The organism is Novosphingobium sp. B1, from assembly GCF_900176395.1.
Taxonomy (GTDB): Bacteria; Pseudomonadota; Alphaproteobacteria; order Sphingomonadales; family Sphingomonadaceae; genus Novosphingobium.
The window spans coordinates 1-22,798 of the sequence record NZ_FWXL01000023.1 but is presented as its reverse complement, the minus strand read 5'-3'; the positions used below and the strand labels follow the sequence as shown (position 1 = coordinate 22,798).

The 22,798-nt window shown below is 64.4% G+C and carries 25 protein-coding genes; 9 read left to right on the top strand and 16 right to left on the bottom strand.

Annotated elements, in window-relative coordinates; all coding sequences use genetic code 11:
* Positions 1-437: 437 nt before the first annotated feature.
* Positions 438-698: a hypothetical protein gene (locus tag B9A23_RS19920; protein ID WP_015449245.1), complete on the top strand. Its 261-nt coding sequence runs from the start codon at positions 438-440 to the stop codon at positions 696-698.
* A gap of 397 nt (positions 699-1,095) precedes the next feature.
* Here the strand turns inward: B9A23_RS19920 and B9A23_RS19915 are convergent, their stop codons facing one another.
* The 8 genes from B9A23_RS19915 to B9A23_RS19880 all read right to left on the bottom strand — a co-directional run bounded on the left by B9A23_RS19915 (position 1,096) and on the right by B9A23_RS19880 (position 10,144).
* Positions 1,096-2,655: an IS66 family transposase gene (locus B9A23_RS19915; RefSeq protein WP_037447103.1), complete on the bottom strand. Its 1,560-nt coding sequence runs from the start codon at positions 2,653-2,655 to the stop codon at positions 1,096-1,098.
* A gap of 55 nt (positions 2,656-2,710) precedes the next feature.
* Positions 2,711-3,058 (bottom strand): IS66 family insertion sequence element accessory protein TnpB, encoded by a 348-nt coding sequence (gene tnpB, locus B9A23_RS19910; RefSeq protein ID WP_025292355.1) that lies wholly within the window; start codon positions 3,056-3,058, stop codon positions 2,711-2,713.
* Entirely contained in the window at positions 3,055-3,411 is a 357-nt protein-coding gene (locus B9A23_RS19905) for an IS66-like element accessory protein TnpA (RefSeq protein ID WP_086011137.1), read from the bottom strand. Before B9A23_RS19905 ends, tnpB begins: the two co-directional genes overlap by 4 nt.
* Positions 3,412-3,642: 231 nt before the next feature.
* Positions 3,643-4,497 (bottom strand): GIY-YIG nuclease family protein, encoded by an 855-nt coding sequence (locus B9A23_RS19900; protein WP_084281020.1) that lies wholly within the window; start codon positions 4,495-4,497, stop codon positions 3,643-3,645.
* A gap of 31 nt (positions 4,498-4,528) precedes the next feature.
* The gene (locus tag B9A23_RS19895; RefSeq protein ID WP_084281018.1) at positions 4,529-4,729 is read right to left on the bottom strand and encodes a hypothetical protein; all 201 of its coding nucleotides are present in this window, start codon (positions 4,727-4,729) and stop codon (positions 4,529-4,531) included.
* A 180-nt stretch (positions 4,730-4,909) separates the two neighbouring features.
* Entirely contained in the window at positions 4,910-8,374 is a 3,465-nt protein-coding gene (locus B9A23_RS19890) for a YhaN family protein (protein WP_084281017.1), read from the bottom strand.
* Positions 8,374-9,681, bottom strand: coding sequence for a metallophosphoesterase family protein (locus B9A23_RS19885; protein WP_254895208.1), 1,308 nt, complete (start codon positions 9,679-9,681; stop codon positions 8,374-8,376). The genes B9A23_RS19890 and B9A23_RS19885 overlap by 1 nt, the downstream gene beginning before the upstream one ends.
* 172 nt (positions 9,682-9,853) lie before the next feature.
* A complete protein-coding gene (locus B9A23_RS19880; RefSeq protein ID WP_084281013.1) occupies positions 9,854-10,144 on the bottom strand; it encodes a hypothetical protein in 291 nt (96 codons plus the stop codon).
* Between the two features lie 485 nt (positions 10,145-10,629).
* Between B9A23_RS19880 and B9A23_RS23105 the strand changes: the two genes are divergently transcribed.
* The 3 genes from B9A23_RS23105 (at position 10,630) to B9A23_RS19865 (ending at position 12,079) form a co-directional block, all read left to right on the top strand.
* Positions 10,630-10,797, top strand: a complete 168-nt coding sequence (locus B9A23_RS23105) for a hypothetical protein (RefSeq protein WP_217806641.1) — start codon at positions 10,630-10,632, stop codon at positions 10,795-10,797.
* 224 nt (positions 10,798-11,021) lie between these two features.
* Positions 11,022-11,732 (top strand): alpha/beta fold hydrolase, encoded by a 711-nt coding sequence (locus B9A23_RS19870; RefSeq protein ID WP_084281009.1) that lies wholly within the window; start codon positions 11,022-11,024, stop codon positions 11,730-11,732.
* Positions 11,729-12,079, top strand: coding sequence for a gamma-glutamylcyclotransferase family protein (locus B9A23_RS19865; protein ID WP_254895207.1), 351 nt, complete (start codon positions 11,729-11,731; stop codon positions 12,077-12,079). Before B9A23_RS19870 ends, B9A23_RS19865 begins: the two co-directional genes overlap by 4 nt.
* Positions 12,080-12,462: 383 nt before the next feature.
* Here B9A23_RS19865 and B9A23_RS19860 read toward each other — a convergent pair whose 3' ends face one another.
* Positions 12,463-13,014 carry a TetR/AcrR family transcriptional regulator gene (locus B9A23_RS19860; protein WP_084281007.1) on the bottom strand — a complete coding sequence of 184 codons (552 nt, stop codon included), beginning with the start codon at positions 13,012-13,014 and terminating at the stop codon, positions 12,463-12,465.
* 202 nt (positions 13,015-13,216) lie between these two features.
* On the opposite strand from B9A23_RS19860, the gene B9A23_RS19855 reads away from it, so the two are divergent.
* The gene (locus B9A23_RS19855; protein WP_084281005.1) at positions 13,217-13,519 is read left to right on the top strand and encodes a DUF1330 domain-containing protein; all 303 of its coding nucleotides are present in this window, start codon (positions 13,217-13,219) and stop codon (positions 13,517-13,519) included.
* Positions 13,520-13,677: 158 nt separating this feature from the next.
* Here the strand turns inward: B9A23_RS19855 and B9A23_RS19850 are convergent, their stop codons facing one another.
* The 6 genes from B9A23_RS19850 to B9A23_RS19825 all read right to left on the bottom strand — a co-directional run bounded on the left by B9A23_RS19850 (position 13,678) and on the right by B9A23_RS19825 (position 17,381).
* Positions 13,678-13,860: a hypothetical protein gene (locus tag B9A23_RS19850; RefSeq protein ID WP_084281004.1), complete on the bottom strand. Its 183-nt coding sequence runs from the start codon at positions 13,858-13,860 to the stop codon at positions 13,678-13,680.
* A 230-nt stretch (positions 13,861-14,090) separates the two neighbouring features.
* Positions 14,091-14,453, bottom strand: coding sequence for a hypothetical protein (locus B9A23_RS19845; RefSeq protein WP_084281003.1), 363 nt, complete (start codon positions 14,451-14,453; stop codon positions 14,091-14,093).
* A 13-nt stretch (positions 14,454-14,466) separates the two neighbouring features.
* Positions 14,467-14,748: an I78 family peptidase inhibitor gene (locus B9A23_RS19840; RefSeq protein WP_084281002.1), complete on the bottom strand. Its 282-nt coding sequence runs from the start codon at positions 14,746-14,748 to the stop codon at positions 14,467-14,469.
* 208 nt (positions 14,749-14,956) lie between these two features.
* Entirely contained in the window at positions 14,957-15,814 is an 858-nt protein-coding gene (locus tag B9A23_RS19835) for an N-acyl homoserine lactonase family protein (RefSeq protein ID WP_176218088.1), read from the bottom strand.
* A gap of 119 nt (positions 15,815-15,933) precedes the next feature.
* Positions 15,934-16,362, bottom strand: coding sequence for a hypothetical protein (locus B9A23_RS19830; protein WP_217806640.1), 429 nt, complete (start codon positions 16,360-16,362; stop codon positions 15,934-15,936).
* Entirely contained in the window at positions 16,359-17,381 is a 1,023-nt protein-coding gene (locus B9A23_RS19825; RefSeq protein ID WP_084281000.1) for an NADP-dependent oxidoreductase, read from the bottom strand. Before B9A23_RS19825 ends, B9A23_RS19830 begins: the two co-directional genes overlap by 4 nt.
* Before the next feature lie 88 nt (positions 17,382-17,469).
* Between B9A23_RS19825 and B9A23_RS19820 the strand changes: the two genes are divergently transcribed.
* A complete protein-coding gene (locus tag B9A23_RS19820; protein ID WP_084280998.1) occupies positions 17,470-18,015 on the top strand; it encodes a TetR/AcrR family transcriptional regulator in 546 nt (181 codons plus the stop codon).
* 118 nt (positions 18,016-18,133) lie between these two features.
* Here the strand turns inward: B9A23_RS19820 and B9A23_RS19815 are convergent, their stop codons facing one another.
* Positions 18,134-19,060 carry a LysR family transcriptional regulator gene (locus B9A23_RS19815; protein WP_084280997.1) on the bottom strand — a complete coding sequence of 309 codons (927 nt, stop codon included), beginning with the start codon at positions 19,058-19,060 and terminating at the stop codon, positions 18,134-18,136.
* Between the two features lie 103 nt (positions 19,061-19,163).
* Between B9A23_RS19815 and B9A23_RS19810 the strand changes: the two genes are divergently transcribed.
* The 3 genes from B9A23_RS19810 to B9A23_RS19800 all read left to right on the top strand — a co-directional run bounded on the left by B9A23_RS19810 (position 19,164) and on the right by B9A23_RS19800 (position 22,398).
* Positions 19,164-20,201, top strand: a complete 1,038-nt coding sequence (locus tag B9A23_RS19810; protein WP_217806639.1) for a zinc-dependent alcohol dehydrogenase family protein — start codon at positions 19,164-19,166, stop codon at positions 20,199-20,201.
* Entirely contained in the window at positions 20,191-21,126 is a 936-nt protein-coding gene (locus tag B9A23_RS19805; protein ID WP_084280995.1) for an alpha/beta hydrolase family protein, read from the top strand. The genes B9A23_RS19810 and B9A23_RS19805 overlap by 11 nt, the downstream gene beginning before the upstream one ends.
* A gap of 267 nt (positions 21,127-21,393) precedes the next feature.
* Positions 21,394-22,398, top strand: a complete 1,005-nt coding sequence (locus B9A23_RS19800) for a VWA domain-containing protein (RefSeq protein ID WP_176218087.1) — start codon at positions 21,394-21,396, stop codon at positions 22,396-22,398.
* Positions 22,399-22,798: the final 400 nt, after the last annotated feature.

The window sequence follows — 22,798 nt, the reverse complement described above, 5'->3', positions numbered from 1 at the left end:
GATGGTGTTCTTTTCCAAATCAAGGCCTTTAGGACCGACTGCCCTCTATGCGGTGATACGGTAGACCTTGAATTAGGTAGGTGTAGGCGCTTGCAATCATAGCGGCGTGTGCTCGCAAACAGCCTGATTTCCTGCTCACGCTTTCTGCCACTGGCGGGGAGCGTCCTGCTCGAATTATCTGCCAGTGTGCTCGCCATCATCCGGCGCTGCTTGCAAACGGGGCGTTGTGCTCACGCTCCGTGCCAATGGGCTCTCCAAACCCGTAGCCGGCAAGCGCTTTTGCGAAGCAGGTTTCCAGAACAGTTCTGACAAGCGGCGGGCCGCAGAAATGCGTTGTCGTCATGGCCCGCCCGCGAGGTCGTCAGAAAGGAAGGTTTTCGCGAACAGGGCCGGCGCGTCGTGCTAGGCGATGGAACCCCGCAAGCGGACAGGATGCGATGACCAGGACCGAAATGCTGGAAACGATGAAGCGTCTCGACGCCCATGCGAACGCCCTGTTGCTTACCGGGGCCTCCGATATCGATCTGCTCGGCGGCATGTTCGACGTGATGCCCGACTTCAAGGCGTTGCTCGACGCCGGATACGGCGGTGAAATCGACAAGAACGCTGGTCGCTTCCCCGGTTTGCATCGCTACGCCGTCATGCTCTCCAATGTCGCCGAGGGGATCGCGGAAGGTTCCATCCGGGTGCCGCGCTGACGCCCTGTTTCGCTGGCAGGGGATGTGAGCAGACCTTTATGATTGCGAGCAGCGCAGGATGATGTCGAGCACATTGGCAGATAGCGCGAGCAGATCGCCGAGCCGGTTGTCAGATAATCCGAGCAAAAAAAGGCTCTGTTTGCAAGCAAACGCCGCTACGATTGCAAGCACCTACAAATATGCGTGACGCATATACAGCACCGCTTATTGGCTGTCGATCCGTCCGTCAGGGTCGATGAATCTGTAGCGCTCGTCCGACGTTATGAAGCCGACGAAGGAGCGATCCCGCCGTTTGCTCCGCGCTGCGACCTCTCGTTCAGTTCCGCTTCCCCGTCACCCTCGCGCAGATCGCGCCCTTCGTCGGTCTAATCCGTAAGCGTGGCGTGAGGACCGCAGTTTATGCGGCTTGGGCTGTTGGCTGATCTGTCTGGGGCACCCAGTTCCACGGCATCAGCTCGTCCCAGCGGGTGGCGGGCCAGTCGCCGGCGACCCTGGCGATGACATCGGCGATATAGGCCTGCGGGTCGACGCCGTTGGCCTTGCAGGTCTGGATGACGGTGTAGATGGCGGCGGCTCGCTCGCCGCCTGCGCGCGAACCCGCGAACAGCCAGTTGCGCCTTCCCACGGCGACGCCGCGCAGGGCCCGCTCCGCGATGTTGTTGTCGATCTCCAGACGCCCGTCACCCAGGAAGCGGCACAGCGCCGGCCAGCGTTTGGTGCCATAGGCGATGGCTTTGGCCATGTCGGACTTGGGCGACAGGCGGCGAAGGGCAGCGTCGAGCACCTCGCGCAAGGCGTCGACCAGCGACTGGCTTCGTTCCTGTCGCGCTCGACGGCGTACATCCGGCGGCTGACCACGCACCTCCGCCTCGACGGCATAGAGCGCGCCGATGCGCTCTAGGATATCGGTGGTCAGCGGCGTGGAGAGGCGCTCGTGCAGGTCGAACACCTTGCGCCGGAAGTGTGCCCAGCATGCCACCTCTGTGACGCCACCGCGGTACAGGGCGTCATAGCCCGCATAGGCATCGGCCTGGAGAAAGCCGCGAAAGCCGGCGAGATGCGCCTGCGGGTGCGCCGCGGTGCGGTCGGGCGTGAAGCGATACCATGTTGCGGGCGGTGTCGTGCTGCCGGACGCCTGGTCGTCGGCGGCGTACACCCACAGCCGCCCGGTCGCGGTCTTGCCACGGCCGGGTTCGAGCACCGGCACCGGCGTGTCGTCGGCGTGGATCTTGTCGGCCTTGAGCACCTCGTCACGGATACGGCTGACCACCGGGTCGAGCAGTGCTGCAGCTTGCCCGGCCCAGCCCGCGAGCGTCGAGCGGTCGATCTCGAGCCCCTGCGCGGCCATCATCTCGGCCTGGCGGTACAACGGCAGATGGTGGTCGAACTTGGAGACGACGACGTGCGCCAGCGTCGCGAAGGTCGCCTTGCCCCGCGCCACAGCGCTGACCGGCGCGGGTGCCTGGACGATCTTCTCGCAAGACCCGCAGCTGTATTTGGGGCGGACGTTGCGCACGACCCGCCAGCGCACCGGCACGATGTCGAGCATCTCGTGCGCGTCCACGCCCAGCCGGCGCAGCGCACCACCGCAGTCCGGGCAGGTGCAGATACCGGACGCCGGCTCGTGGACGACCTCCTCGCGCGGCAGATGCTCCGGCAGACTGCGGACCGGTGCCAGGCGCGGCGCTACTCCAGGCACCGCAGTCTCGACTTCCGAAACATCCCGCTCCGTTTCCAGCTCTTCCAGCGCCAGCTCGAGCTGTTCGATCTCGCGGCCCAACTTCTCGGAGGAGGCACCGAACTGCATCCGCCGCAGTCGAGCGATCTGCCCGCGCAACGTGTCGATGAGCAGATCGCGGGCGGCGAGCGCGGCATTCGCCCGGGCGAGCGATGCCTCCAGTGCGGCGATCCGCGCGGTGGCATCAGCAGGGGAAACAGGCGCTTCCAGCACCCGCATTTCATAACAGATCACGCATCGACGGGCGAGAAAAAGCGTCGCAAAACCGCCGTTTTCACCCCGCCAGCGTCGGCGTGAACGTCCGCTCTGGGCGACGCCAGTCGATGCCCTCCAGCAGCATCGACAATTGTGCCGGCGTCAGCGTCACCGTGCCCGTCGCGGTCACCGGCCAGACGAACCGACCCCGGTCGAGCCGCTTGGAGAACAGGCACAGGCCTTGCCCATCGAACCACAGCAGCTTGACCAGATGACCCCGCTTGCCCCGGAACGCGAACAACGCGCCCGAGTGCGGGTTCTGGGCCAGCACCTGCTGCACCAGTACCGCCAGGCCATCGAACCCTTTGCGCATGTCGGTGACGCCACACGCCAGGAACACCCGCGTCGGCAACGGCGTGGGGCTCAACGCAGCACCGACAACACTCGCGCCAGCGCGCCGGCGTCCACCGACCCGTCCACGCTCACTCGGACGCCACCCGGAAATTCGATGCAGATGAGGCCAGACGTGGATGTCGCCGGCTGCGGCGCAGGTGCGGCGACATCGGCCACGCGCACCTCGGCGAATGCCGGCAGCGCAGGCGCGACCCCGCCCAGCTTGCCCAGCCGCGCCTGCTTGCGCCACGTATAGATCAGGCTGCTCGACACCTCGCGCCGGGCGATGACATCACGGACCCGCACGCCCGGCCGGAACGCCTCGGCCAGGATCTCCAGCTTCTCCGCGTCCGACCAGCTCCGTCGGCCCGATACCCGGCCGACCACCTCCACACGACCAGTCGTACGAGCGCTCGTACGACCAGTCTCAGAACCGAAAACTTCCCGCACCGCCCGCGCCCTCGTCAAAGACGATAAGCATCCCGGCTACGGCCAAACGGGCAAGGCGGCCCTCAGGCCACGCTTACTCTAATCCGTGAGTTCGAGGATGTCAGTCGTCGATCTCAATCCGCACAACGACAGAGCAACTTGCCGCTGCGCTATCGCCAGCAGCGTACCTCAGATATTTTCTAGCGTAGGTACTAGGACGCCTGCGGCTTCGAGCATGCGCTCGCCCATGGTATTTACGATGAAGCGGTAGCCGGTGGGGGTAAGAGACAATGTCTCCGCCCCGGTGGCCCCACCGGCGATAGTCGCCATGCCGCTGGACAGGATGTCCCGGCCGACCCCGTTCTCGATCGACATCGCTATGCCATCGACGGTCATGAGGCGCGGGATGGCCGTTCCCGGCTGCAGGAGCACGTGATTGGCCACCGCCGATGCCGTGAGGGCCGCCGCCTGCCTCTGGCTCATCGCGAAGTCGGTGCGGTTCGCGTGCAGCCGCTCCGGCTTGAACCGGCTAAGTGGCTTCACCGGCACCGACTTCACCTTGCAGAGCGTCTGGAACCAGGTGTTGGCGGCGCGACGCTCCTCGTCCTCCGCTTCGCCCCAGAGCGACTGCCGGCGTCGCTCACGCGCTTCCGGAGAGGGATTGGACGCACCTTCGCCGCCATCCGTCTGGTTCGTGAGAGGGCCCCGACCCTGGTCGTGACGCCCGAACGTAGCTATGAGGTGACGCTCCCGTACGTGAGCCTCCGCTTCGGTGTCGAAGCTGCTCTCGATGCAGTAGCCGATCGCTTCGCCCCTGCGGTGCATCGCTCGCAGCAGGTTAAGCTTGTGGGTGAGCCTCTCGGTATTGCGCGCCTCAGCCTCGTGGTGGAAGCAGCGGTGCTGGACGCCCTTGCCAACATAGAACGGCGTTCCGTCGGAGCGACATAGAACGTACACGTAGTGCAGGCCGGCATTCGCCAGTCGGCCGCGCGCGGCGACCTCGTCCTCGATCCTGTCCGCCAGCACCTCGATCCATGCGGTCACGACGTTCGGAGCTCCTGTCGACTGGCCGGGACTAGCTCTTGGGCGTGACCCAGACGGACACCGGTACGACCACCTTGCCGGGTGCAGGCTTGCCGACCTCCACCCGGTCCGCCGAGACGAGCTTGCCCGTCTCAAGCGTGAACGAGGCCCATGGCTTTGGCATGCGTCCGAACGTCATTTTCTGGATGGGCTGACCCGTGGTCGTATTCATGATTGTCGTCACGACTGGCATCAGTCGCGACTAGCCGCAGGCGCAATGGGCTGTCCAGCTTCGCTGTACACATGCTCCCGACGGAGAAGCAGTCAGACTCGAGGGAATGCTCCGACACGAAGATCGGACCGGCCGTGCGGCGCCCACCAGTGCAATCCCGACGGGGCGGCAGCGTCCGACCATCGATCTCCGAACTACGGATCACGCCGCCAAGATGGCTGAATCCACCGGCTCCAGCCGATGCAGAAGTAATGCGGTCTCGCCGATTGCACGTCGGGCGACCTCAACGATGTGCTCGTGGTGTGTGAACAGCACCACCTGGTTGGAGGTGGACGCGGCCGCCAACACCTCGAGCATCGCAGCCGAACGAGCATCGTCCGCAGTGATCAGAAGGTCGTCGCAGATCAGCGGAAGCGCGACGCCAGCACGGTCGCGGATCGAGGCCAAACGAAGCGCCAAGTAGAGCTGGTCCCTCGTACCTTCGGAAAGGCCCTCCACGCCTACGGGATCTCCCGTCGACCGTAGCGCACGGATGGTCGGCTCGTCGTTGTCGGAATAGCGGAGCGCAAGGCCGGTGAATGCGCCTCGAGTGACGCTCGAGAAGATCTCGGACGCACGCTGCATCAGCGGGGCTTGCCGCGACGCTCGGTTGCGCTCGACGACCCACCGCAGAAGCGCGGCCGTCGCGACCGTTCCGACGTGCTCCTCGGCGGCGTCCGCCAGAAGGGCGGAGGCGTCCACGAAGCGCTGTTGGGCCTCGGCCGCCGCCGCAGTGGTCGAGGCGGCTCTCGTCGCAGCCTCGGCCTCGGCGAGCTCACGACCCACCGCCTCCCGCTCGGACTCGAGACCGCTTCGCCGCTCGGCGATGTCCTCGAGCTCGGCCGCGACCTCGTCGGGTCCGATGGCTGCGGTCTCATCCCGAAGCGCATCGAGCGCGATCCCGTCCCCGAGCGAAGCCAGCTCCGTCATCAACGTATCCCGTGTCCCGCGAAGCTCGACGACCCGGGACGAGGAGGTTATGGTGGATTCGAGCAGCTCGATCGCTCCGACCCCGGCTGCACGCATCAGCTCCGAGATTTCCTCGTCTGCCGCCGCCGCGCCTTCGCCGACCTGAAGGAGCGCTTTCGCCCCCTCCTCCGCGAGCTTCTTCTGCCGGTCGAGTTCCGCATCCGCCGCGACGGCGATGCGAAGTTCCGCCGCTAGCCTGCGAACCATCGGCGGGGACTCGTCTGCCGGCCGCCGGAGGTCGTCGAGGAGAGACGAGACGTCCCGGTCGAACGCCGCGATATCGCGCTCCATGCCGGACACCTGTCTGGCGAGTCCGGCCCTCGCGCCATTCTGTCCGGCGATCGTCTCCATCGCGGCGACGGCGTCGATCAGCGTCACGTCTCCGTCGCCAGCCGGCAAGGCGGCCTCGGAGAGCAGAGCGCCCGAGACGTCGGCAGCAGCGCGCTTTCCCGCAGCCAGCCGAGCTTCGTCGCGTTCAAGGTCCTCGGACGCAGTCGCCAGGGCCTGGCGCTGCATCGCGCTGCGTTCGGCTTCCCTGACCTCGGTCTCGAGTTTCTCCAACGTGCGCCGGGCAACGGGGAGGAGCCCGGCGAGCGTCGGCTCGGCTGTCTGCACGCCGGCAACCCGCAACGCGTCGACAAGCGCTTCTGCAAACGCTGTCTCCTCCTCGCGCTGGCGTGCGAGGGCGTTCTCGGCCGCTTCGGCGTCGGCGAGAAGGGTCACGGTCCGCTCGCGCTCGGCGCGCCATGCGGCCATGCCGGTCGGGGGGAGTGCGCCGTCGAAGCCCAGAGGGCGGAGCGTGTCGGCCCATCGCGTCTGCGCAGCAGTCAATGCCTCGGTCGCGACCGTAAGACGGTCCGCCGCTTCCTGGCGGAGGTTGCGGGCCTTCGCGAGATCCGCAAATACGATCGCATGCTGCGCGACGCGGGCGGAGTCCGCGTCGCGGCGATCCGCCAGAGCGTCGGCGGAGCCGATCGCTGTGGCGAGATCGTCTACGACGCCGCCATCGTCGGGCCGTCGTTCGCCGGCCAGACGGTCGCGCACCTCATTCATCAAGCCATCGCGGGCCGACCTCGCGGCCGCCACCGCTCCGGCCGTCGGAAGGTCGCCGGCACCAACCAGGCGGTCCAAGTCCGCCGAGGATTCGATCGCACGCTTCTCCGCTGTTACGATCTCGGCCTCGGCGGCCGCGATGCCCCGGCGCGCTATATCAATCTCCTCGGCGTGCTCGGCTACGACGGCTTCGGGAGGAAGGGCGAGGGTAGGGAGGTCGGACGGCTCGCCGCGCCAGGGCGCGAGCGCCGCCGTTGCCGGTCCGAGGCGACTGGCGGCCTGCTTGAGGCGGTCCTCGGCGGCCTGCAGCCGCACGGAATGATCGCTGGGCACCGCCGCGACGGCCGCCTTCAGTATGGCCGGATCCACACCGCCGCCCACCGCATCCGTGGTCGGAAGACGGCTCAATCTGGCGGTCAGCTCCGATCGGACGATCTCGAGCCGACCCCCTTCCGCATCGAGGAGGCGGACGTTCTCCAGGTGTCGCCGCACCCTCTCCACCCAGCCGGCGCCCGGAAGCGGCGCGTCGACCGGAAGCCTGGCCTCGGTACGGGCGGCGCTGATCAAGGCATCGACCCGGTCCAGCTCCGTGCGACGCAGCTCGAGGTCGCGGATCGCGTTCTCTGCGACCGGACGGCGTTCCTCGAGTTCGGCCACGCGATCGCCATGCGACAGCAGAAGCGTGTCCACCGTGATGGCGGAGGCCGCCTCCCTAGCTTTGTCTCGCGCACCCCGGTGCTGTACGCTCAGCAACTCCGCGGTCTTGCGGTCGGACAGGGCGGTCGCCAGACGGGATGCCGCGTCCCTCGGGAGAATGGCGACTTCCCCCAGGGACGCCAGTTCGTCCTCCACGGCGGCCAGCCGGGCAAGCGAGGGCCGTACTCTGGTCAGGCGCTCCAGCATCGCGGAACGGGCCGCGAGTCGACGAGCCTCGTCCAGAAGCTGCGCCCGTCGGCCCGTCGCGGCCGCCAGCTTCTCCTGGACCGTCTTCCAGTCAGACTCGGTCAGCGCCGCGGTGCGGACGTCGGATCTCGCCTCTTCGCGTTCGCGCATGAGGCGGTTGACCAACGGGTTCTGCGCGCTCGGCTTGAACTGCTTGGCGGCTTCGCCGTCGAGGCGCTTGAGCTCCGTTCCGATCCCGCTGAGGCCGGTCCCCGCCTCGAGCACCACGCGCGCCGCGTCGTCGCGGCCATCCAGGATCGCCTGCCCACCCTCGCGGAGCTTCCGGTGGTCGAGGCCGAACATGCGCTCGAACGACGTGCGATCCATTCCGCCCAACATCGTCGAGACGCTGTCGTCGGGAGCCGCGCTCCCGTCCGGACGGAGCAACGTGTTTTTGTTGCCCTTGCGCCGCGTGAGCTCGATCGTCCGGCCCTCGTGCTCAATCACCGCTCGGATGCCGAGCGCCCCATAATCGTACCGCCAGTTCTGCGTGCTCTGGGGATGAAGACCGAACAGGAAGTCGCTAACCGCCTGGAGCATCGTCGACTTGCCGGCCTCGTTGGGGCCGACGACGAGATGGAGATCGACCGTCCCGTCGCCGAAGTCGATCACCCGGTCCGCAAAGGCCCCGTAGCGCACGAGTTCCAGCGTCCTGAAGCGCATCAGTCGGCCTCGCCTTCGAAGCGCGCCGCGACCCTGCTTCGCGCATCGCCGATCAGCGCCCTGACGTCGCGGGCTCTGGCCGCCGCAAGGAGTGGCGATGTGTCCGCATCGCCTATGTCGGACGGCAGTTTGCCGAGCAGCGGCGCGATCGCGGCGTCGATCGCCTTCGCGCAGTCGGGATCCTCGAGTGCTTCCGACAGCAGATCGGAGATCTCGGCAGGCAGCCTGACCGGCGTATCGACGAGCGGGGCCTCGATCCGGATTTTCTCCAGCCACAAGGAATCCGAAACGGCGGACGCCTGGGCCCGTACCTCCGCCGAGAACCAGTCGGGGTCCGAGAGGAGCGCGTTGCGCAGAGGTCCGGCGGCCGTCACGGTCAGTCGCGTCGCGGTCGGACGGTCGCCGGCATCGGCGATCGACCCCAGCAGCACCTCGGAAACGCCCGACAGGAGTTCGGTCATGTCGCGTGCGCCGGCCGCGTCGATCGAAGCCTTCGCCCAGCGCACCTCGTCGCAGGCGCGAGGTTCGACGCTGCGGACGACGCCGTCCTCGACCCGCACGATCATCGCCCCCTTGGCGCCGGTCTCGCGCACGTGACGTCCCTGCGTGTTGCCCGGAAACACGATGTGCGGATCGGTCGATCGGACCGATGCCTCGTGCACATGCCCAAGTGCCCAATAGTCGTGCCCCGCCGCACGCAACTCGTCGACGCTGCAGGGCGCATACCTCGCGTGACCTTCGGCGCCTTCGAGGGCGGTGTGCAGGATCGCCAGGTTGAGCCGGCCCTTTGTCGGTGGGCAGTACGTCGACGCGATATTTTCGAACGTCGCCGCTTCCTTGTAGCTGCGGCCATGAATTGCGACGCCGAGCTCCGGCAGGTCGATGGTCTCGCATTTGCGGTTCGAGAACGAATACACGCCATCCGGCATGGTGAGGTGGCGGGTGACGCGGCTTTCCGCGTCGTGGTTGCCGAAAACGATGAAGGCGCGAATGCCGGCCCTCGTCAGACGGGCGAGTTGCGCTACGGCGAACTGCCCCGTTGCGTGGTCCTTCCAAGTCCCATCGTAGAGATCGCCGGCGATCACGACGAAGCTCACCCCTTCCGAGATCGCCAGGTCGATGACGTTCGCCAAGGCGCGCCGCGTCGCGCCGCGCACCAGCTGCGAAAACGCCTCGTCCTTCGCCGCCAGTCCAGCAAGTGGGCTGTCGAGATGGACGTCGGCCGCATGGATGAAGCTGAAGTCGGCTACCATTGTAGCGAGACTAGCCATTAACTCATCGAATTGGAACGCGATCTCGCGCTTCACGATCCTGTGCCGTGGTGAGCATCCTCTTCGGTGCAGTCCTTACGTCCTCCCGTCCCAAAGGTTCGCCTCGGTGTTCATCGAACACGTCCGAGGGCGTCCATCACAAGCCGCTTAGCGGGATGCCCGCATACTGCATGGCCGATCTTCGGCCTTGTGGTCCACTTTCCCGCTATCAGGATTTCGGTCTAACCCTCTGCATCAGCCTACATAGAGCAAGAAGGGCCAGCTCGTAGAAGGCGACGTCTGCGATGAACGGCCAGAACCGGAAGTCGTCTTCGGGGAAGGCGATCTTGCCCTCGACGGAAATGCCAGGCCGGTCGAACGCGAACGGCGCTGGCCAGCCGCCGTTTAGTACCGGCTTCGGACAATAGATGTCGACACCGTCGCGCGACTTACCCAGCGCGCAGTAGATGGCCTGATCGGGGCCATGCCGCTGGATCGCGCAGGAGCCCATCGCCAGCATAGCTGCTAGTGGCAGTAGGATCGCGGAGGCTCTGATTTCCGATATTCCTGCCTAGAGATTGCGGACTTTCATAAAGCCACCCTTACTAGTTCTGACAAGAGCCGTAGGCGTCGAAGGGCGATCGTCATGTTACATATAATTGGTGCAGCTTCGCCTAACCTGAATCATCAGTTGCATAAATCGAACCAACACGTCCCAGCGAAGAAGTCCGCCAACCCCGGATACCGCAAACTTGCAACTTGAACTAACGTCTGCTTCCCGGCCGCCCCCGCCGAACTCACTCCCGGTTCATTGTCGGTCGGGCCAGCTGACGGAACCCGTTCCAAGAGGATCCGTTTCGCGTATCGAGATACCGTCGGAGATCGGACATAAAGCGCTTATTGTTATTGTCCGCCGGACTGCTGGCTAGTTCCCTGGCTGCCCAGGACACTCCCCCGGCAATCGATCTTGGCGAGTTGTCGCGCGGCCAGGTCGTCAGCTCGACGATGAGGGCGCACTCCAAGCGGATCGAGGCGCGCGATCGAGCAAGCCGGCAAGGAACACCGGGTCAGGCCGCGGCCTGTGCCAAGAAGGCCGAGTTTCGCAGGGAGTTTGGCGCGGGCAACCCCAAGGTGCAGAGGCTTTACGGTCTGTGTCGCAGCATCGGACGCTGATCGACCGATCTGGCATCGCCAGCCGTTGGGATAGGACGGCATCCGGCGAGGCCAGGGGTGCGCATTCTAAATCTACCTGCTGTTCTATTATCTGGGCAGCAGCGTCACCGGATCGATCGGCGGCTGGTTCTGGGAGCATCACGGCTGGCTTGAGGGGGTGACCCTGTGCTTCGGATTCTCGCTTGTCCGGATCGTCTTGGCGGCAAGCGTGCAGGACGCGGCACATGACTGACCGCGCGCCGCTTCTGCTCCTGCCGGGCCTGCTGTGCGACGCACGCCTCTGGGACGACCAGCTCGCCGGACTGGCCGACATCGCAGACGCGCAGGTCGCCGACCTGACGCTGGACGACAGCGTGAGTGAGATGGCGGCGCGCGCTCTGGCGCACGCGCCACTGCGGTTCGCGCTCGCCGGACTATCGATGGGTGGCTACGTCGCCTTCGAGATCATGCGTCAGGCGCCTGGGCGGGTCATGCGGCTCGCGCTGATCGCGACAAGCGCCGCGCCCGATCCGCCGGTGCGGGCCAACGCGCGCCGTGCCGCGATGCGCTCGCTCGAGCTGGGACGCTTCCTCGGCGTCACCGGCCGCTTGTTGCCGCAGCTCGTTCATCCCGACCATGTCGAGGGACCCGTCGGCGACGCGGTGCAGGCGATGGCGGCACGGGTCGGCGGCGACGCCTTCCTGCGCCAGCAGCGCGCAATCCTGGGTCGGCCGGACAGCCGTCCCTTGCTGCCGCGGATCGCCGTGCCGACGCTGATCGCGGTCGGTGATGGCGATCGGCTGACGCCACCGGCAGAGGCGCATGCGATGCACGCCGCGCTGCCGGCCGCGCAGTTCCACCTGTTTCACCATTGCGGGCATCTGCCACCTATCGAGCGACCGGACGAAACCACGAATGTACTTCGGCATTGGCTTGGCCAAGGAGAGAACGCATGACGACCGGCATGGAACAGGCGGCGTGTCGGCTCGCCGTGTACGGCACGCTGGCACCGGGCAAGCCGAATGCGCACGAACTTGCCGCGCTGACCGGCACGTGGACACCGGGCACGGTGCGCGGCCGCTTGGTCGAGCAAGGCTGGGGCGCGGCGATGGGATTTCCGGCGATCGTCCTCGACGACGCCGAATCGACGGTGACAGTCCACCTGTTCAAATCGCCCGACCTTCCCGCACATTGGTCGCGCCTCGATGCCTTCGAAGGCGACGGGTATCACCGCGTTCCCGTGCGGGTCTCGACAGCGGCGGGCGAAGCTTGGGCGAGCATCTACGTCTCGGTCGACGGGTAAGAGGCGACGCGGCGCCCATGTCGCCACGTCGGGTCGATGCGGTGCGATTGCCATCATTCGTGCCATCCCGCCGAGCTTTTCTTGTCGGTCCGGATGCGGAAAGCACACCCGCGGGATATGACACCATTTTGGGCGACTCAGGGAATACGGCTTAGCCGACGGAGCAGCAAACACGCCTTCGATGTCGTGCTCTGGGTCAAACTGCGGTTACCCACTCAGGGTGGCAATTCAATTACGCGATCTTGAACTTTGCAATGAGCATGGCGGATGAGTTCGGCGCGCGCTGTTCCGTCGTCTGTCGTCCATGCCGAAATCGGGTGGGGTTGAAGCTGCTAAGCCTGGCGACCCCTGGGTCTTCGGTGCTGAACCCAGGGACGCATTTGCTACCCAATCCAGGAAGGCCACCCCTTCATGGTAATCTTTGCGGCCTCGTCGAGTTGCGCGTGGCTAACTCCAGCACGTGCCTGAACCGACATGCCATTCTGCAGGGTGATGATGAACCGGGCAAATGAGCCGAGATCGAGAGCAGTTGATATCTCGCCTTCGTGTACCGCACGGCTCAGCCGCTCCTTCACCCTGTCGAACATGCCTGTCCGAAGCGACCGCATGAGCAAGGCTAGGGCGGAATTGTCACTGTCGTCCTTCACCGGATGCGTGGTCATGCAGCCGAGCGGATCTTCGGCACCCGACCCTTGGGCCACGAAGTAGGCGGTGTCCACGAGTAGCGCTTCGATCGCCTCGCGCGCCGTCTCTGCAGCCTTGAAGCGAGACCAGACGCCGGCTTCGTACAGGCTCAGGTAGTGTTGCAGCGCTTCGGTGTAGAGTTGCTCCTTCGAACCAAATGCGGCGTAGAGGCTCGTCGTGCCAATGCCCATAGCGGCAGTGAGGTCGGAAATGGCCGTGGAGGCGTAGCCGTTCAGCCAAAACACACGCATCGCGGCGTCGAGTGACTGCGCACGATCGAAGCTTCTAGGCCTTCCTCTGGCAGGACGCGCTACGCGATCCTGGTCTCCGTTCACATGTTTCTGCATTGATCGCTGCATAATTTACTTGACGCCCCGTCGCAATGCGTCGCACTTCTGCAATGATCGCTGCATATATCGGCGAGAGTTGGTAAACGTTGGCTCGGAGGCGAGAATGGCCGCTTACGTCGTATTTTGTCTGACGGACGTGCATGACGAGGAACGGCTGGCAGAGTATCGTCGTCAGGCAGTGCCAATTCTGCAAGCAACTCCTGGACTCAAGTTTTTCGCCGGTCCCGCCCCCGTTGCATTGGAGGGGCCGCCGCTGGCTATCGTCGTGATAGTCGAGCTGCCCAACCTAGAAGCCGCGAAGCGCTGGTATTACTCCGAAGACTATCAACGCGTTGCGGCAATCAGGCACGAAGCTTCGAAGGGCTTCGCCTTCATTGTCGAGTCCTGGGCCTCTCCAGCGACTTGACCCAGATCGCCAGCGCCAACGCACGAGAAGATAACGCGGGTGGCGCCGGGCGACTTGCCCTGGTCACATCGATGAGGGCACATGAGAGGTCGTGGTTTGTTTAAAGCGACGTTTCACGCCAAATTTGGTAACCCCCGCCGAAGCGGGGGTTAACCACGTCACTCCTCGGCACCAGTGCCAGGCTCAGTCGTCTTCGGAGCCTTGCCGTCCTCAACCCGCCCTTCATTGCGGAGGTTGCGACCTTCTTGCGCGCGCTCCTTCGCCTCGGGCGATTTGCCGTGCTCGTTGAGTTCTTCCTTAACGAAACCGGCCGCTTCCTTCGCCTTGCCTTCGATGCTCATGGTCCAACCTTTCTTTTGTCAGCCATCGTGACATAGGCGAAAGCGCACGACGAAGAGATTTGCTCCTAAGTCACCCGTTGGCGAAACGCGCTACGTCGGTTCCCGCAAAGCGCCGGGCTGCTCGCAATAAATGGCATGCAAGTCGCAGCCCACGTTGGCTTCTTCCTGTCGCGCCCTTGATGTATCGATCGTTGCAATTGGTCGGCACTGGGATAGCGGCGCAATGACGATTACAAGCCGCCTTGGAAGCTGAACGTGAAACGGTAGGGCAGGGGCAGGCGGCTGGGGCGCCTAGGCGGCGTTGCTGCCACGAGGGTGATCGTCCCATCGGCGACATTGACGGGGATGCCGCGTGTGAGGTCGAGCTGTCTGGACCATCCGCCTCCCAGCACTGTCACCCGCACGATCAGGCGCCCTGCCCAGACACATCGGCCATCCGTAGGGCAGCGGCTGTCCTCGATGACCATTTCCGGCCGAACCTTTGGCCCACCAACGAAGGCGATCTGTCCCAGCCTGACCGGCCCTTCAATCGGCTTCTGGACGGCGCAGCCTGCGAGCGACGAGAGAACGGCTACGAGCACGATCGCCTTCATCTTCGGTCAGAGCTCAGCCACAGGAAGCGGAGATTACCCGGCCTTGAGTGATCGATACGGTCACGCGCTCGAGACGATAATCCTGCGTCACTTGATCGCCAGGCGCGATCCGTCGAACGATCGTGCTGCCGGTGCGGCGGAGTATTGTGCCGTCGTCAGGCGCGACCTCGCCTACAAGGCGCGCGGCGCCTTCGGCGTTGCATTTACCCGATCCGACGTCGTCGCCCGCGCGGCTAGCGGCACAGGCACCCAGCCCGAGCGACATCATCAGCGAGCTCATCACAATCAACTTCATCGTCGTACCTTCATCCGTCGAACTCTCCGGCTGGTAGCGGGTCGTACATGAACGATAGACGTAATCCGCTTCGTGATACCTCGCTCGATTAAATAGGACTCCGAGCCGATGGCCGCGAATGCATCGCGAGCGCCGACCGCGAGGTGCTCAGCAATCACCAGCCTTGATCAAGTCGCGCACAGGCTTTGCCAACGCGCAGGTTAAGGCATCAGTCGAGATATTTCGGAAAGGCCGGTAGTGCTGCGAAATCTTCCGGGGCATGTTGGACAATCACCCGAGCCTTGGTGTTTGCCGCGATCCGCTTGAACCGGTCGAATGAGGCCAGCGTCTGCGCGCGATCGACGTTTGGACTGGGCACCAGCCCCTTCTCGTAGTTCTCACGGGTGTGATAAAGGTCGCCCGTCACGAGCAGCGGGCCCGCCTTGGCCAGTCGGACGAACAATGACCGGCCACCAGGCGTGTGCCCCGGCGCCTTGATGATCTTGATGCTGCCGTCGCCGAACACGTCCTTGTCCTCGTCCAGCGGCTCGACGCGGACCTTTCCAAGCAGGGCGACCGATGCTGCCTCGACCCCGAACGGTGTTGGTGTGCCCCGTGCCCAGGCGAGTTCGCTGGCAGCGACAAGAAACGTTGCTTTGGGGAAGAGGCCGATATTGCCCGAATGATCCTGGTGTATGTGCGAGAGCGCGACGTAGCGAATGTCGTCGGATTTCAATCCCAGCGCTGCGAGCTGGCCCGCAAGCGTGCGGCGCTGGGAGAAACGGCCGCCAAATTTTGTCTCGCCATCCGGCATTGACGCCAGCCGATCGCCGTTGCCGGTGTCCCACAGCAACCAGTCCTTGCCGTGACGGACGAGATAGCACGGGGTCGGGAGCGCGACCGAGCGCCCGTCATATTCGCCGGTGTCGGAAAAGGCGGACGCGTCCTGGAACTCGGTCAGGCCGCAATCGAGGGTGTACAAGCGATCGGCAACGCCTGCGGGCGGCTTCCCGCCAGTCTCCTGAGCATGCAACGGTCCGAAACTGCCGAGGAGAGCGATGGCAACAGCCGTCACTGCGCGTCTCATGCCCTTTGCCCGATCAAACAGTCGCCTCGTGAAGCCGAACCGATACGGATCCATGTCGATACCCCTTCCTGTTGCCTATGTTTGATCACCTGTCTGTCATCGGGATGCTCGGCATCCCTTCAGCGCGTTCTTTCGACGATCGGATCGTGCACAGCCGCGAGCCAGTCGCCGAGCCGAGAGGGGTCACCTTCGACCCGCATCTCGCCCGTTTCCAGATAGCGGGCGCGTGCTGCCGCATAAGCGGGATCGTTGCTGCGCAGTATGTTGAGATGGCGCGCCGCGGCGGCGGTGATCTCAACAATGACATCCGCCCGCTCGTTCGGGCGCACGCCAATCCGGAAAGAGGGCCGTCCCTCGACAAGTTCGAAGCGTATGCCCTGGATGAGACCGTCGGAAAGCGCGACGCCGTCGGTATAGCGCTCGACCAAGCTCACCGTCAGGTCGGACGGAAGGTTCGCGCGCGAGGCGGCATCGCACATCAGCAATGCCGCCATCTCCAGCCAATCCGCCGTGCCCTGCGTAAGCTTGTCCTCTCGCGGCACGGTCACGTTTGGCTGCCCACCGTCAGGACTATCTTGCCCTGAATGTGCCCGGCGGCGGCGCGCTCATGTGCAAGCCTCGCGTCTTCGAGCGCGAAACTGCTGTCGATGGCTACCCGAATAGTGCCGTCGTCGAGCAGGCGTCCCAGCTCGGCGAGCTGCGCGCCGTCCGACCGCACCTGTGTCGCTGAAACAGTCACGCCGAGTTTCTCAGCCTCGCCATGCCCGGTGAAGCCGAGCGGGAAGATCGGGAACAGCGCGCCGCCCTGTCTTATCGCAGGGAGGAAACGGCCCGTGCTTGGACCGCCCACCGCATCGACGACGAGATCGAGATCGTGAAAGGCATTTTCAGGCACTGTTTCGGTGTAGTCGACGACCTCGTCAGCACCGAGCTGGCGAAGGAATGCGTCGTGCTTGCCAGAGGCTACTGCGATCACGTGCGCGCCGCGATGTTTGGCCAGTTGCACTGCGAAATGCCCGACCCCACCCGCCGCGCCATTGACCAGCACCCGCTTGCCGGCGAGCGGCACCGGCTCGTGCCGGGTCGATTGCAGCGGATTGTCGACGTCATGACCGAGATTGATCAGGAACTGCCATGCGGTGAGACCCGACATCGGCACGGCGGCGGCGTGGACATGGTCGATTCCGGCGGGCTTGAGGGCAACGTCGGAAGCGGGCGCCGAGACATATTCGGCATACGCGCGGCTGTCACCGAAACTCGGGAAGCGGATCATTCCGTAGACGGCGTCGCCAACGGCGAAGCCTTCGACGTCGTCGGCAAGCGCCTCAATCACGCCCGAAACGTCAGATCCCGGAATAGCCGGGAAGGGCACCGCCGGGCGCCATTCAGGCGGCAATGCCGCATATCCTTCTCGTAGGTACCAGTCGGGCGGGTTGATACCTACCGCGTGGACGCGGATCAGGACCTCGCCAGGGCCTACCTCGGGCTTGGGCGCATCCTCATAGCGCAGTACCTGCGGATCACCGAACTCATGGAAGCGAACGGCCTTCATGGTGTTAATGGACACGGGTTTTCCTCAAACGAGGCACTACATGAGTGCGGAACAGTGTCCCGGATATATTCGGATCACTGCTCCGCTTGTCAAGTTGGAGCCAATGAGAGCCGACGCGAAGAAGAATTATGCACGGCTCCTCGCCGTGGCTCGCGATCTTGTGATGGCGAATGGCGCCGATGCCTCTTTGCGTGAGATCGCGCGGACGGCCGGCGTAGGGCTCGGCACGCTCTACCGGCACTTTCCGACCCGAGAAGCGCTGCTCGACGCTTTGCTTCGCGAGCAATTCGATGCGTTGCGGGCGCAGGCGGAAGAGCTGGCATTGTCCGATAAGCCGCGAGAGGCACTTGTGACCTGGCTGCACCGCGTTGTCGCAGCCGCCCACGATTATCGCGGTGCGATTGCCGTCATGGTCGCGGCGATCGATGACGAGGCGTCTCCTCTTCACGCATCGTGCGTTGCAATGAAGGCGGCAGGCACGAACCTGCTGACACGCGCGCAGGACCATGGCGAGGCCCGGCATGATGTCAGCGGAGCCGACCTGTTCGCGCTGGTAAGCGCGCTTGCCTGGCTGCGTGAGCAGCCGGCGTTCGTCACGCGGATTGAGCACCTCTCCGGCCTGATTGCCGGCGCGATCCTGACCAGCTGATCGACGCCCCTTCAGGCGTTAGCTTTATCCGCCTTGACCGGGAGCGGTAGCAACACGTCGGTGATCGACACTGGCGCCTCCACGTCAATTTTGGTTGCCCACATAGGCGATTGCCGACTTAGGAGTTCTCCACATGTTGCGGGTGGCTGTGCGGGTTTGCCATCTTCATAAAGTCGACGAAGACGCGCAGCGCCGAGGGCATCTGCCGTCTGCTGGAAAAATAGAGATAGAAGCCGGGGAAGGGGCGGCACCAATCTTCCAGCACTCGCACAAGCGAGCCGGCGGATACGGGCGGCGCGACCAGGCTCTCGACGAGATAGGCGAGGCCAACGCCAGCGATTGCTGATCCGAGCAGCATGTCGGTGGCGTTGGTAGTCAGCACGCTGTCGACAATGATCTCGATCGGGCCGTCGGGTCCATCGAAGCGCCATGGATGCAGCACATCCGACTGCAGCCAGCGGTAGGTGACGCACGGGACACCTTTAAGATCGGCGGGATCACCGATCTTCGGCAGGCCGCCTAGAAGCGCCGGCGAGCCAACGACGGCCATGCGCAGATCGGATGTGAGGGGTACGGAGATCATGTCCCGTTCGACGATCCCGCCGGACCGGATGCCGGCATCGAACCCTCTGGCGACCACATCGGTGATGGCGTCGTCGATCGCGAGATCGACCCGCACGTCGGGATAGGCGTCCCGAAAGGCTTTTAGCTTAGGCATTATCACGAGTTCGGCCGCTGCGCGTGGCAGGTTGATCCGTACCCGTCCGCGCGGCCGTTGCTGGAAAGCGGTGACGTCGCGCACCGCTTCGTCCACTTCGGCTATCGCTGGTCGTAATCGATGGAGAAGGTCCTGGCCGGCTTCGGTAGGCGCAACGCTTCGCGTGGTCCGGTGGAGCAGCCTTGCGCCGAGCCGCTCCTCGAGCGCTCGCATGCTATGGCTGAGTGCAGAGGGCGATACCCCTAGCCGCTGTGCCGCTCGCCGGAAGCTCCGCTCTTCGGCGACGGCGAGGAACGCCATCAACTCCGCAAATTCTGAACCGCGCATTGTTGAGCCTCGTTCAATAACCCGTGAAATTAATCGGCCATTCTCACATGTATCTAGGCCTTCGATATTGCACCGCAACGGAGATGCGGTGGCTATGACGATGATGCGACGATGGGAAATGGAAGGGATCGGCCGCGACAAGCTCGCTCTGAGAGAGCGGGACGTTCCAGTGCCTGGCCCTGGCGAAGTGTTGGTGAAGGTTGGAGCCGTGTCGCTCAACCATCGCGATAAGATGGTGATCGAGACCGGTAGGGGATTGCCTCTGGCTTTCCCGTTCACGCCTGCCTCGGACTTGGCTGGCACGGTGGTTCAGCTCGGCGAAGAAGTGCGGCGCTTTTCTCTTGGCGATAGGGTGATCTCGTGTTTCACCCCTGAGTGGATCGACGGGTCTCGGCCTGGCAATGCGCGATCGCCGGCTTATCGAACGCTCGGCGGCTTCTTCGCAGGGGTGCTCGCCGAATACGTGACCTTGCCGCAGGATTGGCTGGTCGCCGCGCCGGCGTCGCTGAGTGACGCGTATGCCAGTACCTTGCCCTGCGCTGGCGTGACTGCCTGGTTCGCGCTCGTAGAGCGCGGCCATGTGCGAGCCGGCGAGACGGTGCTGATCTTGGGAACGGGAGGCGTCGCGCTGTTCGGTCTCGCCATCGCTAAACTTCACGGCGCGGAGGTGATCGTCTCAACCACGCCCGACAAGTTCGAACGGGTGCGGGCATTGGGTGCGGATATCGTAGTCGACAAGCGCTCCGAGGACTGGATCGCCACGATCCATGCCCTGACGCTTGATCGCGGAGTGCATCATGTTCTGGAGACGGTCGGTGGCGCGCACCTTGGCCGCTCCATCGAAGTTGCTGCGGTCGGCGCAAAGATCCATCAGATCGGCGCGCTGGCGGGGTTCGACATCGCGTCGCCGGTCATGCCATTGCTGATGAAGAACGTCTCGATCCACGGCATCGCCACGGGACATCGTCGCGCTTTGGAGGATCTGGTCCGTGCGCTCGATCGCACAAGCGCCAAGCCCGTCGTCGACAGCCGCTTCGCGCTTTCCGATCTCTCCTTGGCGCTGGATCAGCTGGACGAAGGGCCGTTTGGCAAGGTCGTGATCGAGATGGCTCGGCAGGAAGGAAGCGGCGATGACCGATGAGATCCAGTTCCGCGACGCGAACATGCGTGATGCCCAGCCGGTGCTCTCGGTCCGGGGACTTGCCCTTCCTGCAGGAGATCGGGGCGAAGAACTGCTGCTACGAGTCACCGCCCCATTGGTCGGCAAAGGGCTGCCGGTGGTCCTGTTCTCGCATGGCTATGGGTCGTCGATGGATGCCTATGCGCCGCTTACCGACTATTGGGCGTCCCGTGGATTCGTGGTCATCCAGCCGACGCATCTTGATGCGCGGCGGCTCGCTCTCTCGGCCGACGATCCTCGTCGACCCGACATCTGGCGCATTCGCGTTGCCGACATGGTCCAGGTTCTCGACGCGCTACTGTCGATCGTAGGTGAATTGTCTTGGCTGAATGGCCGTGTGGACACGTCAGCCGTCGCGGCAGCTGGCCACTCTTTTGGAGGGCAGACGGTTAGTATGCTCCTGGGAGGCCGCATGCAGGGTTCGATGAGTGGCGAGGACTGGCGTGATGAGAGGATTCGAGCCGGCGTGTTGCTGGCGTCCGGCGGTCACGGTGGGACGGATCTGAGCGATTTCGCCAGGAGGCACACTCCATGGCTGGATATGACCTTCGAACATCTGGTCACGCCCACGTTGGTCGTGGTGGGTGACGCCGACCGCTCGCCCCTCACCGTTAGAGGACCCGACTGGTTTGCCGATCCGTATCGGCTGAGTCCCGGAGGACGGGTCCTGCTGACGCTGGAAGATGGCGAACACATGCTGGGCGGGATCTCCGGCTACGCGGTGACCGAGACCACGGATGAGTCGCCTGAGCGCGTGGCATGCGTCCAGTCTGCTACTGCTGCTTTCCTCGATGCCATGCTGAAGTCGGGCGATCTTCGACAGCCGGATCTCGCAACGAGCTTCAGAAGGGCGGTAGAAGGGCAGGGAACGATCGAGCGCAAATGACTTGCGACAAGTGGCGGTTCCCCCTGCTTCAGCGGATAGTGTTGTCCGGCCATCTTCGCTGGGGCATTGTTGGTCTTCCGGCTTTCGGCCAACCTGCATTCGCCAGAAACGATCAGGAGAGCACGTATGCGGCGGACCAGCTATGTGGCATTCTTGGCGCTAGCGTGCGGACTTCCGGCATGCGACCGCGCGCCGAGGAATCAGGAGGACGCCAGCAACCCAGCCGCCACGGCCCCAGCTGCCGGCGTGAAAGACTCATCAACTGAGGTGGATGCGTACCTCCGCCGCTTCGCTGCCGAGAACCCGGAAACCTGTTTCGGTGAGGCGTCGGTGGGCTCGGCGACTTTCGAGGCCAAGTCGAACGAGCAGCCCTTAGGGTCTCCGCAGCGCGTGCTCATCGCTGTGGATGCATCAGGGTCGATGGCCGGGCGGGTCTCGGGTCGAAGTAAGCTGGACCTAGCGCATGCAGCAGCTCGTAGCTTTATCGATGGGCTGCCCGCAGAAGCGGAAGTCGGCCTGCTCGTATTTGGGCAAGCTGGCGACAACACGGCACGCGGGAAGGCCCCTTCGTGCGGCGCGATCAGCCTCACCGTGCCGCTTTCGCGCGATCGAGCCGCGCTTATTCGCGGTGTGTCGGCCGTAAAGCCTGTGGGGTGGACACCCCTCGCAGCCGCTCTCCGACAAGCCGAGATGCTGCTCATCGAGGGCGGCAGGCCGGGAACCCAGGTAATCTATGTCGTGTCGGATGGTCAGGAAACCTGCGGCGGCGATCCGGTCGACGTTGCCCGCCGGATCAACGCAGGGCCGACAAAGGCTATCGTGAACATCATCGGCTTCTCCGTCCCCACTGGAGAAGCCGCGGCATTGGCCGCTGTCGCCTCGGCCGGAGGCGGGCAGTTCATCAACGTCGATGCCGGCAATCAGGTCGACGCCGTCGCGGCCCGCATTCGCGAAAATGGGCGACAGGCCGCGAACAGGCTCGCGGAGAGCGGCAGCACGGCGCGCAACAACCTTTCTACCTCCGGTACAGCCGCCGAGGCCCAACTATGCACTAGCGGCATCATCGCACGAGAGCGGTTGGCGGTAAGCGCCGATGTCGCCAAGAAGCGCATCGCGGGTCAGGATGTCGCAATGGAAGAGCGGGCGGAAAAGGTCCTGAACGACCGGCATAAAGCGCTCGAGCGGCGGACGGCTGCTTTCGTGGAGCGATTGCAGGCGAAACTCGGGCGAGCGAATGACGCCGTCGCAGCAGAGGCCGCTAAGGTTCGCTAACCCAGCCCAACAATATCTGAGGTGGGTGAAGGCGTCGGGCAGGATTGTACCGCTCAGCGTCAGAGCGCGAATCCACGCCTTATTCAATAAACAAGCTTGCCCGGTGTGCCGGCATTTACGTTGCGCATATACCGTGCGGCGGCATTGATATCTATGCGCAGCGCATATATCTCAAACGCATGCTGCATGAAGTTGCTAGGCTCCAAGTCACGAGCGGCGCTCTCCTGTGGGAGCGGCTGAGCAGCTCTTTTCCCCGGGATAAACACCGCCTGAACTGCAGAGCTTAGCGAGGTGCCATCCTGGCTGTAAGCGGTGTGCTCAGGCCACGGCGGTCCAAGGCATGAGCTCACCGACGGCGTTGGCCGGGTGACCTGCAGCTAGCTTGGTGAGAGTCTCGGCC